The following is a 12,368-nucleotide window of genomic DNA, read 5'->3' as shown; positions in this document are numbered from 1 at the left end:
ACCAAACTTTTGGATTTTATTATTTTAAATTTAACTTTGTCTATAGAATTAGTAGAGATTAAAATAATATTTGAAACCAAAAAAACTATATTTTGAAAACAACCGAAAGCATATCGTATTACATTCTTCCTAAAAAATATACTTATAACACTTTTTGTTATATGTGCTTCTGTTGCTAAACCTCAGCAATTTTTTCGTTTGCATTCGATTCCTTTTTGTACCGAATCATTTTAAAGCGAATTTTTAAATACACCACAAAATTTTTATTGAAACTTCCAAGTCAGTTTGATGCATTCATTTGTATCAAAAGGAGTACTGAAACTATACCTATACTTTAAAAAAGAAAATAATTAACAACTAAAAAAAACAAAATGAAAAATATGCAAGGCTGTTGCTGTAAATAAAAAAAGCCATTTCTGCGGCAACAGAAATGGCAAGGCTTAAAGAACATTTATCACTAAATCAAGAATTCCATTAGAGAGTTGAAAATTCAACTTTCAAGGCTTCTTGTTAATTACTTAAACCAGTACAAAGAAATGAAAAAAAAATTAAAAATATACTCATTCTTGTTTCTCCTGCTCCTATCGGCAGGAATTAATGCCCAAAATACAACACCTCTGATACAATCAAAACTGGATGGAACAGTTTTAGACGACATTACCAACCAACCTATTATTGGTGCTTCTGTTATTATTAAAGGAACTACTCACGGTGTTCAGACAGATGCCGAAGGAAAATTTTACTTTCAAACCGGACAGAAATTCCCTTATACTTTAATCGTAACTTATATTGGATATAAAAAATCAGAGATTATAGTCGAAAAAAATCCAATTACCATTCATCTAAAAGAAGAACGTCAGGAACTGGACGAATTAGTAGTTGTTGGTTATGGCTCTCAAAAGAGAAAAGACATTACAGGGGCTGTGTCCTCTGTACCTAAAGCCAATTTAAGTCAGGTAACCTCATCGGCAGATAACTTACTGCGCGGTGCTATACCGGGGGTGGTAGTCACACAAAGTTCGGGACGTCCCGGAGCCTCTTCCAGTGTACGAATCAGAGGAGGAAACTCTATTACGGCTGGTAATGAACCACTTTATGTAGTTGACGGAATTTTAATTTACAACGACAATAACAATAGCACAGCAGGGGTTTCGAATGCGGGAGCGACTATCAATGTCCTTTCAACGATTAACCCGGGTGATATCGAATCTATTGAAGTACTAAAAGATGCCTCTGCAACGGCAATTTACGGCTCCCGTGGGGCAAATGGTGTGGTCATCATCACCACTAAAAAAGGGACAAAGGGTCAGGACAATATTTCGTATCAGGGTTATGTTGGGTTTCAGAATGTATCGAAAAAACTAAATTTACTGAACGCAAGCCAATGGGCAAGCCTGCGCAATGATGTTCAGGCCAGTATTGGCCAGGCTCCTTCTTTTACTGCTGCTCAGATCGAAGCTTTAAAAACTTCGGGAGGATACGACTGGCAATCGGCTGCTTTTAGAACGGCAGCTCCTATTCAGAATCATCAATTGTCGTTTTCAGGAGGTGATGATCGCTCAAGATATGCAATTTCGGCAGGGTATTTTCAACAGGATGGAATTGTAATTGCCTCTGATTTTAAGCGTATTTCGTTACGTGTCAACTACGAAAGAAACTATTCTCAAAATTTTAAATTTGGAGTAAATGCCAACTACAGCAATTCGGTTGCAAATGGTATTGGTACCAATGGTGGTTCGTCTGCCGGAAGACAACCTAATCCGCTAGTTGTCGCTTTGTATCAGCCACCGGTAGTTCCGATTAAAAATGCCGACGGAAGCTATAACCTGACCAATAATCCTTATGCAACAGCTGTTAACGGAGTCATTGCTAACCCAATAAATGACCTTGTTAGTACGACCAACGAAACTAAAATCAACCGAATCCTGACCAGTTTATTTGGCGAATACAAAATCACCAAAAAACTAACCGCAAAAGTGGCTGTTAGTGGCGATGTGATCAATACCAAGCAAAATTACTATGCACCGGCAACTACCACTACAGGTGCAGGAACTAAAGGTTTTGGCTCGGTTGGAGACCGCTTAGTAAGCTCTGTACTGAATGAAAACACCTTGAACTACAACACTAATTTTGGTGAAAACCACAAATTTTCAGCCTTGGGCGGATATACTCTTCAATATACACAAGGTGAAGTTGTGAACGCGGGAGCTCAATTTTTTGTCAATGACGCCAATACTTACAATGCTTTACAGGATGGTGTGCCTTTAAAACCTTATACCGATGCTTTCGAAAGTGTTTTAAAATCATGGCTAACCAGAGTTAATTATTCCTATAAAGGAAAATACAATTTTACGCTTTCTGCCCGTGCAGACGGATCTTCAAGATTTGGTTCGAAGTCGCTTTGGGGGTATTTCCCGTCAGCAGGATTTTCGTGGAATATTACCGATGAATCTTTTGCAAGTAATATCAAAGGCGTAACCGAAGCTAAACTAAGAATAACTGCCGGAACAACCGGTAACCAGGAAATTGGAAATTATCTTTCTCTTGCACAAATGGCTTCTGTAAACTATTCCTTCGGAGGAACTCTGCAAACTGGTTTAGCTCCTACCCGACTAGCCAATCCGGACCTGAAGTGGGAAAAAACAAATCAATACAATATTGGATTGGATTTATCCTTGTTAGACCGTAAAATCAATTTTGTTTTTGATGTATACTACAAAAAAACGAACGATTTGTTGATCAATGTACCAATTCCGTTGACCTCAGGATATGCAACTGTACTACAAAACATTGGAGGGGTTGAAAATAAAGGGTTTGAAATTGGTCTGATTACCGAAAACCTAAAAACAGAAAACTTTTCATGGAATTCTAACATTGTTTTCTCTGCCAATAAAAACAAAGTCGTTTCTATTGGAAATGGCGTGGATCAATTTTTTCCTGTAGTACCAAACGGTTCTTTATTGCAACAACAACCGGTAACCGTAAAAGTAGGACTGCCTTTGGGAACTTTTTGGGGATACAAAACCAATGGTATTTTCCAGACGCAGGAAGAAGTCAATACTCAGCCTAAAATCAACAGTTTAGCCAATACAAAAGTTGGAGACCGAAGATATGTAGATACTAACGGAGATGGTGTAATTACAGCTCTTGACAAAGGAAATCTTGGAAGTTCACAACCAAAATTTGTGGGAAGTTTTAGCAACACGGTTTCCTATCGCGACTTTGATCTTAATTTTTCATTCCAGGGATCTTATGGCGGTAAAATATTCAATGCTTTAAATCAGCAATTGGAAATTTCTACACTGGGTACGAATGCCAACGTTACACTAGAAGATCGTTGGACACCTACAAATCCAAGCAATGAAGTTCCGAGAGCAACCAGTTCTCCATTGGGAATTGTTTCCGAACGTTATGTTGAGGATGCTTCTTTCCTGAGATTAAAATTAATCACTTTAGGTTATACTTTACCAAAAAGCCTTTCGAAAAGACTGGGAGCTAAAAGCATCAAATTTTATGTCTCTGCCGAAAACCTAATTACATGGACCAAATACACAGGATATGATCCTGAGGTAAGCTCCTACGAACAAAACAACTTATATCCGGGAATTGATTTTGGTGCTTATCCCAATTCAAAAACATTCATCTCGGGCCTGAACGTAACTTTTTAAGTAAAAAAAAAATAAAATGAAAAAGATTTTTATAACATTCCTATTGAGTGCCGGACTATTGGTATCGTGCACCGATTTAGAGGTCACACCTACCTCATTTGTAACCGAAGACAACTACTTTAAAACACAAGACGATGCTGTAGCAAGTGTAACAGCTGTCTATGCTTCACTAAGTCTTGATCCGGGAGAGCAGAGTTTGTTTGGGAGAAACTTATATTTCCTGACCGATATGGCTTCTGATTATGCTGCAGCGGGAGTTTCGGCAACCAATCCGCAGGTGAGAGCTTTAAGCAGCCTGACTCATGATGCAACTTCCGATCGTGTTCAGGTAGCGTGGCGTCAAATCTATGCCGGAATAAACAGAGCCAATGTTGCTATCGATAATATACCAAAAGTAGCCGGTTCAGACGCTGTTAAAAACAGATTGATTCTCGAGGCTAAATTCATCCGAGGCTTATTGTATTTTCAGGCAGTACGTCTTTGGGGCGGAGTTCCTATTGTATTGCACGAGCCTACTTCTATTCAATTGGAAAGTTTAAAGTCGAAAAGAGCCACTGTAGCAGAAGTTTATACCCAAATTATTTCAGATTTAAAAGATGCTGAGGCCCTGCCGTCTACTTATGCCGCAACAGATGCGGGACGTGCTACATCAGGAGCGGCAAAAGCAATTCTAACAAAGGTTTATCTTACCAGAAAAGACTATCCGAATGCTATTTTAAAAGCCAGAGAAGTGATCAACGGTGGATATGGATATACTCTTTTCGAAAATTTTCAGGATATTTTCACGAAAACCAAAAAGAACGGAAAGGAACATATATTCTCTGTTCAGTTTGAACCCAACCAAGCCGGAAACGGATCTAGCGGAAGTACTTTTCAGGCCACTTCTTTTACCGGATTCACTGCTACAGAACCTGCCGATATTATTTCGGATGTTGCTTTGTTTTATGATATTTATGCCACCGGAGACACCAGACGAGATGTAAGTTATGCCAAACAATTAGCTGTTCCCGGTACAGCAAACGTTTATACTTTTCCAAAGCCAATATTTAAAAAATATTTGGATTTAACCAATCTGGCCACTCCGTCTAACGTCTCAATCAATTTTCCGATAATTCGTTATGCCGATATTTTACTGTCTTTAGCGGAAGCGATAAACGAACAGGGACCACCTACACCTGAAGCCTATGAGCTAATCAATCAGGTAAGAAGAAGGGCTTTTGGAAAACCGATTAACACACCTGATGCAACAGTAGACTTAGCAGGATTAACACAAACAACGTTTAGAGCAGCTCTGCAAGAAGAACGTAAAAAAGAATTTGTTCAGGAAGGTCAACGCTGGTTTGATTTGGTTCGTTGGGGAACTTTGGTTACCGAAGTCAAAAAAGTACTGGCGAAAAATTCCGTTTCTGAACGAAATAATTTATACCCGATTCCACAAAGTGAAAGAAATATTGATCCTGTTGGATTACCTCAAAACCCCGGATATTAATTAAAACCACCACTAAAAAAACGAATAAATTATGAAAAATTTCAAATACCCTGGTAAAAGTACGAGCCCAAAAAAAGGACTCTTACTTACTGCACTGCTTGCAGCACAATTGAGTTTTGCGCAAAACAATCCGAATGCTGATTTTAAAGGTGTTGTCGGAAAAACGCTGGCCGATTCTAAAGAATATTGGCCAGATCCTGTGAAAGCCCCTGCAGGCGCACCAAATATTGTCTGGATTTTACTGGATGATGTTGGTTTTGGAGCCTCAAGCGCTTTTGGAGGTTTAATTCAAACGCCAACTTTTGATAATCTGGCTAATAATGGTTTACGATACACCAACTTTCACACCACTGCTATTTGTGCCCCTACCCGTGCCGCTCTTTTAACCGGAAGAAATTCAGGAAAAGTACACGTAAGCGGATTTTCACATACCGTTTTATCAGCAGGTTTCCCGGGTTGGGATGGAAGAATTCCATCTGATAAAGGAACAATTGCCGAAATTTTAAGAGACAAAGGATACAATACTTTTGCCGTGGGAAAATACGGTTTGACTCCTGATGAAGAAGCAACCGATGCAGGGCCTTTCGACAGATGGCCTACCGGAAAAGGTTTCGAACACTTTTTCGGTTTCTTAGGATCACAAACCGATCAATATAAACCTGATCTGGTGGAAGACAACGCACATGTTACACCTGACGGAAGACACTTAACCGATCAGATTACGGATAAAGCCATCAGCTACATCACCAAACAGCATAAAGCTGCACCCGACAAACCTTTCTTTTTATACTATGCTCCCGGAGCGGTTCATGCACCACACCAGGTGGCAGAATCCTGGAGCGATGCGTACAAAGGAAAATTTGATGAAGGCTGGGATGCTTATCGCGAAAAAGTACTGGCCAACCAGAAAAAACTGGGTGTAGTTCCTGCTAATGCCATCTTACCGGAACGTAATCCGCTGATTACCGACTGGAAAAAACTAACACCGGATCAAAAGAAAGTTTACGCCAGATTCATGGAAGTTTATGCCGGATATCTGACCTATACCGATCACGAAATTGGACGAATTGTCGAGCATCTAAAACAAACCAATCAGCTGGAAAACACTTTAATTTTTGTTGCAATTGGTGACAATGGCGCCAGTAAAGAAGGTACTACACAAGGTACAATCAATCAGAGTTTGTTTGCTCAGGGTGGATCTGACGAAGAAAATCTACAGAAAAATCTAAACAATATTGGAGAAATCGGAACTTCAAAAGGACTGAACACCAACTATCCACTAGGATGGGCACAGGCAACAAATGTTCCTTTTAAAAACTGGAAACAAGATGCACAATCTGAAGGGGGAACGCGTAATCCGTTGATTGTTTTTTACCCAAAGGGAATTAAAGAAAAAGGCGGAGTCAGAAACCAGTACAGTCACGTAACCGATTTGCTTCCAACCACTTTGGACATTGCAGGAATTAAAGCTCCGGAATATATCCGAGAAGTAAAACAGGATGCTCTGCAGGGGTCAACCTTCTACGCTTCACTGAATGATGCCAAGACGCCATCTTTACACAATATTCAATACTACTATATTTTTGGAAACAGAGCTATTTACAAAGATGGCTGGAAAGCAGGAGCGGCACACCTGCCGGATTCTTTTGCTGTAAAAAAATCGTTGGGTAAAAATGAAAAACCTGCCGAAAGCAATTTCGATGCTGATGTATGGGAGTTGTATAACCTCAACGAAGATTTCAACGAGCGCAATGACCTTGCTAAAAAATACCCGGAAAAATTGGCCGAACTAAAAAAATTGTTTGAAGAACAAGCCAAAGAAAACAATGTTTATCCGTTGATTGACTGGCAGGATGTATACAACAGAAGAATACACAACACTACAGCCGACAAAGGCAAAACACTACAGGATCTGATTCAGCAAGCGACCAGACCCGGAAATTCTAAATAATAAATCCAATAGCGATTCGGGTCTTTTGGCAACATATTGAAACCTGAATCGCTTTTAATTTAAATCATTATGAAAAAAGTAGATTTTGAAATTATAGGAAAAAAAATCATCGTGGGAGCGATTATTTTTTTAGTTCCGCTAATTATTCTAGCGGGCGGTTTAACATTAATTAATAACTTTTTAAAATAAGAAATCATGGCAACAACAGCTTATAATTCAAAAAGCAAACTTACCAGAGATTTAAGCATTAGTCTCCTTATTTATTCACTGCCTGTCGTGGCAATTTTTCTTTATTTCAAACTAACGAATGGTTTGGTCACCGAATCTCATCTTACGTTACCGTCATTTTTAGAATTTGCAAAACCGGCTTTCGAAAACATCAGAACCTGGGGTTTAACTGCTTTTATGTTGATCCTCGGAGCTATCGAATTTACTGCAGGTTTGTACGATGACCAATGGACAGGCGAAGAGCGTAAAGTCGATATCGTTTGTTTTCTGGCTCCCAAATTGCTTTTGCCGCCGGTAATTGCCTTTTTTAGTCTGACTGCATTACCGTATTTAATCCCTAATCTTGCCAACACGCTTTCGTGGGTTCCGTTTTGGGGAGGTTTTTTCCTTATCGCAATAGCCGATGATTTAACGCAATACTGGTACCACCGTCTGCACCATCAGGTTCCTTTTTTATGGCGTTTTCACCGAACGCACCATTCCGCACCTTACATGGGTATGGCAATGGCATCCAGACAAAACTTTATTTACACGATCTTCTTCTCTCAGATTTACCTAACCGCTACTTTAACCTATTTGGGTTTAGGATTACCGGCTTTGTTTGTATTGGTCATCAAAAGCCTGATTACTCTCGGAGCTCACTCGAGTATTGCCTGGGACAAACCATTTTACAAATACAAAGTTTTACATCCAATTGCATGGGTTTTAGAACGTTTAATTTCGACTCCGGCAACCCATCACGCGCATCATGCTGACACTAGCGGAGACGGTGTTGGACATTTCAAAGGGAACTTCGGAAATATGTTTTTCATCTGGGATATCATTTTCGGAACAGGTTTGATCACTAGAAAATTCCCAAAATCATACGGAATGAAGTCGTACAAGCAAGAAGAATGGTATGCACAATTTCTTTGGCCAATTTTCAAATCCAAAAAAGAAGGAAGCGCTTTGGCCGAAGGAGTACTAGCTGTTCCGGTTCGTCAGAAAGTAGAAAATACGATTCCAAATCCGGCTTATTATGAGCAGGTTCAATCTTAAAGATCATGAAAAAAAATAAATTAATCCAAAACAGTATTGCGATCGTGATACTGTTTTTCTCCGGAATTGGCTTTGCACAGCAAAAAGCATCCAACACCGTTTCTTTAGATGTTTTTTATGCTAAAATTCAAAGCGAAAAAAGACCGCAGATCATTGACGCACGTGGTCCTGAAGAATTTGCACTGAACCACATCAATGGTGCTCAAAATTTCAATCTGGAATCAAAAGATTACGCCAAGCGTATCGCCTCATTAGATAAAACAAGGCCAGTCTTCACCTATTCTATTGGAGCAGGAAGAAGTGTCTGGCTTGCAGACGAATTGCTGAAAAACGGTTTTAAAGAAGCCTACAGTTTAGAGGGCGGAATTGCCAATTGGATTGGAAACGGAAAACCTTTTTACTCCAATTCAAAAAGTAAATTAACCTTAGTCGAATACAATAAAATCATAACTGAAAATAATGACGTTCTTGTTGATATTGGTTCTGTATACTGTGGCGCCTGCAAAAAAGTAAAACCTGTTTTAGAAACCATCAGAGCGCAATACGGCTCAAATCTAAAAATCATTGAAATTGATCTGGAAGACAGCCCGCAAGTAATAGCCGATTTGAAAACCGTAAAAGTGTTCCCAACTTTGATATTATACAAAAAAGGAAAAATCGTTTTCAAAAAAGAAGGTCTGGGAGATCTCAAAAATGATGTTGATGTTGCTTTGGCTTCCAAATAAAAATCGCTAAATAATCGCATACAAACCCGACAGGTTTCAAAAACCTGTCGGGTTTAATCCAGTAAAAACAACCCTTAAAAATGTCAACCCAAAACAAACAATTTACCCTACACGAAGACTGGACGGTCGTAGTCCTTGGATTTATAATCATCGGAATTTCTCTTTTTATCTTTCTGCCTGAGATCCCTGTTTTCAAATGGTCAACCGAAACCGATTTATTAGTGAACGTGTTTAATTCCGGAAACCTGAAAATCATTGGCTTACAATTTTTATACCTGATTGCGATTGGAACACTTGGTGCTTTTTTAATTGGAAAATCGGTCAAAAACTTTCTACTGGGTTTTCCAATAGTATATTCTTTAACAATTTTAGCTTTAATTATCTCCGGAAACACAATCCTAAAAGGACTAAATCTGGAAGCGGTGATTTTTAGTTTAATCATAGGTCTCTGTCTGGGTAATTTTTTCATCCTTCCAAGGTGGTTTCGTTCCTCTCTTTCAACAGAGGTATTTGTCAAAATTGGCTTGGTATTACTAGGAACCACTGTTATTTTCTCAGACATTCTAAAAGCCGGTTCATTAGGGCTTGTTCAGGCTTTAGTGGTTGTACTGTCGGTTTGGTACTTTGCCTTCTGGCTGTGCAAAAAATTAAAAGTTGATGATGAATTAACCCTGATGATTTCCAGCGCGGTTTCGATTTGCGGAGTTTCCGCGGCAATTGCGACTTCGGGTGCCATCAAAGGCGACTCAAAAAAACTGTCTTACGTGATTTCTATTGTTTTGGTCACTGCAATACCCATGATGATTTTCATGCCTATAATTGCTAAACATTTCAACTTTCCTGAAGAAGTAACCGGAGCCTGGCTGGGCGGCAGTATTGATACTTCGGGAGCCGTTGTCGCTTCAGGCTCCTTGGTAAGCGAAACCGCTTTAAAAATTAGTACAATTGTCAAATTCTCTCAAAATGTACTCTTAGGATTGGCTGCTTTTGCCATATCCGTTTACTGGACTTACACTCAGAACAAATCGGAAGAAGCTGTTACCACAAAACCAACCTTAGCTGTTATATGGGAGCGTTTTCCAAAATTCGTTATCGGTTTTATTGCCGCTTCACTCCTATTTTCATTTCTTTTAACTGCCGAGGTCAGAGACGAAGTAAAAGACAGCTTAAAAAACCTGCAAGGCATTTGGTTTGCCCTGGCTTTTACCAGTATCGGACTGGAAACCAAATTTAAAGATTTACTGGGCAATACCAGCCGAAAACCTCTATATGCCTTTTTAATAGCACAATTATTCAATATCATTGTCACGCTCATCATTGCTTTTTTACTTTTTAAAGAATAACAATCTGAATCATTTTTCGAACACTTTAAAACGTAACTTATTGTACCTAAAACACCTTTCATTAAAAATAAATCGCAGAGTTGTTCTAAAAAACCATAATTTACTCTACTTTTTTAAAGCTATGTTCATATGTCTTAAACCAATTCAACAAAAGATAAAACCAACCTCAGCAACTCACAACATGAATTAAAATGAAAAAAACACTTCTTACACTAAACGTACTGCTTTCGACCGTGCTTTTAGTTTCCGCACAAAATAAAACTACGGCTGATTCTTCAAAACCAAATATCATTTTGATTATGGTGGATGATATGGGATATTCTGATTTAGGAAATTACGGCTCCGAAATTAAAACACCAAATCTCGACAAACTGGCTACTGGAGGTTTGCGTCTGCGCGAATTTTACAACAACTCCATCTGCGCACCTACCAGAGCCTCGTTGCTAACAGGGCAATATCAGCATAGGGCCGGAATGGGATTTTTTGATATTAACCTGGGACTTCCCGCCTATCAGGGTTATTTGAACAAAGAGTCTTTAACATTGGGCGAGGTTTTCCGTTCCGGAGGTTACAGCACTTTGCTTTCGGGAAAATGGCATGTAGGCTCTCTAGATCAGTCGCAATGGCCCAATCAGAGAGGCTTTGATAAGTTTTACGGAATCTTAAAAGGGGCTTCCAGTTATTTTGACGCCAAACCTTTGCCTTTCGGAAAAACACCTTATCCGGTAAAATTGCTTCTAAATAATGAAGAGCTTCACCCAAAAGACGATTCGTATTATTTTACAGACGAGATCGGAAACAATGCCGTGTCTTTTCTGGATGAACAAAACAAAGAAAATAAACCTTTCTTCCTGTACTTAGCCTTCACGGCACCACACTGGCCATTGCAGGCAAAACCAGTAGACATTGCCAAATACAAAGGAAAGTTTGACGAAGGCTGGGATGTTCTTAGAGAAAAAAGAATTGAAAGATTAAAAGCAAACGGTATTTTACCCGCCAATCAAACCGTATCGTCAAGAGATCCTGAAGTTCCCGAATGGAGCAAACTGACTTATGATGAAAAACAATTCTGGAAAGCCAAAATGGAGGTCTACGCCGCAATGGTTGACAACATGGATCAAAATGTGGGTAAAGTTCTAAACAAACTAAAAGCATTAAAAAAAGATAAAAACACCCTCATTATTTTTATTTCAGACAATGGTGCACAGGGTGGCTTTAACACTTACAATCCTTTAGGAAGAGGCTTAGTCCGAAATGATGGTCCAATTGGAACCTCGGGTTCCTTTGATTATCAGGAGCAAAACTGGGCCTATTTGTCTAATACGCCTTTGCAGCAATACAAAAACAATATGCATGAAGGCGGTTTCAGTTCTCCGTTTATTGCCTGGTTTCCTTCGAAAATAAAAAGCGGACGAATAGATAAAGGAACCGGACATATTATTGACCTCGCTCCTACTTTTTATGAATTGGCCGGAATTGAATATCCAAAAGAATACAATAGTGTAAAATCTAATCCGTTAGCAGGAAAAAGTCTGCTGCCGGTATTATTCGATAATGCTTCGGAAGTCAACAGAGGAGCCCCACTGTTTTGGGAAAGAGCCGGAAACAGAGCCGTACGCGATGGAAAATGGAAGCTGGTTTCGACTTACCCGTCATACGAATGGGAACTTTATAATATTGAAACTGACCGTGGCGAAACGACCAATGTAGCGCAACAAAACCCTGCTGTTGTTAACAAACTGTCTGCTTCTTACTTTGATTGGGCTGATCAGACAGGAGTTGTAGAATACAGCAAATTCAAACTAAAACAGGAAGTTATGCCTGGTGGCGCTGCCTTAAAAAAGTAATTGAAGCTTCTTTTTACATTTTATAAAGCATTTAAAAAGACAGAAAAATAAGTAAAAAAACAACTCTTACTTCTTTTTC

The 12,368-nt window shown here is 39.1% G+C and carries 7 protein-coding genes; all 7 read left to right on the top strand.

The genetic code is table 11. The features are described from left to right. Window positions 1-536 precede the first annotated feature (536 nt). The 7 genes from FLA105534_RS05400 to FLA105534_RS05370 all read left to right on the top strand — a co-directional run bounded on the left by FLA105534_RS05400 (window position 537) and on the right by FLA105534_RS05370 (window position 12,289). Complete coding sequence (locus FLA105534_RS05400; RefSeq protein WP_173965011.1) at window positions 537-3,668, top strand: SusC/RagA family TonB-linked outer membrane protein; 3,132 nt, start codon at window positions 537-539, stop codon at window positions 3,666-3,668. A gap of 16 nt (window positions 3,669-3,684) precedes the next feature. After that, on the top strand, window positions 3,685-5,157 hold the full coding sequence (locus FLA105534_RS05395) for a RagB/SusD family nutrient uptake outer membrane protein (RefSeq protein WP_173965010.1): 1,473 nt from the start codon (window positions 3,685-3,687) through the stop codon (window positions 5,155-5,157). 31 nt (window positions 5,158-5,188) lie between these two features. Further along, on the top strand, window positions 5,189-7,108 hold the full coding sequence (locus tag FLA105534_RS05390) for an arylsulfatase (protein ID WP_173965009.1): 1,920 nt from the start codon (window positions 5,189-5,191) through the stop codon (window positions 7,106-7,108). A gap of 195 nt (window positions 7,109-7,303) precedes the next feature. Beyond that, window positions 7,304-8,374 (top strand): sterol desaturase family protein, encoded by a 1,071-nt coding sequence (locus FLA105534_RS05385; RefSeq protein ID WP_173965008.1) that lies wholly within the window; start codon window positions 7,304-7,306, stop codon window positions 8,372-8,374. A gap of 5 nt (window positions 8,375-8,379) precedes the next feature. Further along, the gene (locus FLA105534_RS05380; RefSeq protein ID WP_173965007.1) at window positions 8,380-9,099 is read left to right on the top strand and encodes a thioredoxin domain-containing protein; all 720 of its coding nucleotides are present in this window, start codon (window positions 8,380-8,382) and stop codon (window positions 9,097-9,099) included. An 80-nt stretch (window positions 9,100-9,179) separates the two neighbouring features. Continuing rightward, entirely contained in the window at window positions 9,180-10,442 is a 1,263-nt protein-coding gene (locus tag FLA105534_RS05375; RefSeq protein WP_173965006.1) for a YeiH family protein, read from the top strand. A gap of 191 nt (window positions 10,443-10,633) precedes the next feature. Then, a complete protein-coding gene (locus FLA105534_RS05370; protein WP_173965005.1) occupies window positions 10,634-12,289 on the top strand; it encodes an arylsulfatase in 1,656 nt (551 codons plus the stop codon). The last annotated feature ends 79 nt before the right edge of the window (window positions 12,290-12,368 follow it).

Origin of the sequence: Flavobacterium collinsii (genome assembly GCF_902804485.1) — a bacterium.
GTDB lineage: Bacteria > Bacteroidota > Bacteroidia > Flavobacteriales > Flavobacteriaceae > Flavobacterium > Flavobacterium collinsii.
Note: the sequence above shows the minus strand (reverse complement) of the source record. Positions and strands in the feature narration are given on the sequence as shown.

Coding starts and splice junctions, on each gene's coding strand:
- FLA105534_RS05400 (WP_173965011.1), top strand. CDS start 537: ATGAAAAAAAAATTAAAAATATACTCATTCTTGTTTCTCCTGCTCCTA.
- FLA105534_RS05395 (WP_173965010.1), top strand. CDS start 3,685: ATGAAAAAGATTTTTATAACATTCCTATTGAGTGCCGGACTATTGGTA.
- FLA105534_RS05390 (WP_173965009.1), top strand. CDS start 5,189: ATGAAAAATTTCAAATACCCTGGTAAAAGTACGAGCCCAAAAAAAGGA.
- FLA105534_RS05385 (WP_173965008.1), top strand. CDS start 7,304: ATGGCAACAACAGCTTATAATTCAAAAAGCAAACTTACCAGAGATTTA.
- FLA105534_RS05380 (WP_173965007.1), top strand. CDS start 8,380: ATGAAAAAAAATAAATTAATCCAAAACAGTATTGCGATCGTGATACTG.
- FLA105534_RS05375 (WP_173965006.1), top strand. CDS start 9,180: ATGTCAACCCAAAACAAACAATTTACCCTACACGAAGACTGGACGGTC.
- FLA105534_RS05370 (WP_173965005.1), top strand. CDS start 10,634: ATGAAAAAAACACTTCTTACACTAAACGTACTGCTTTCGACCGTGCTT.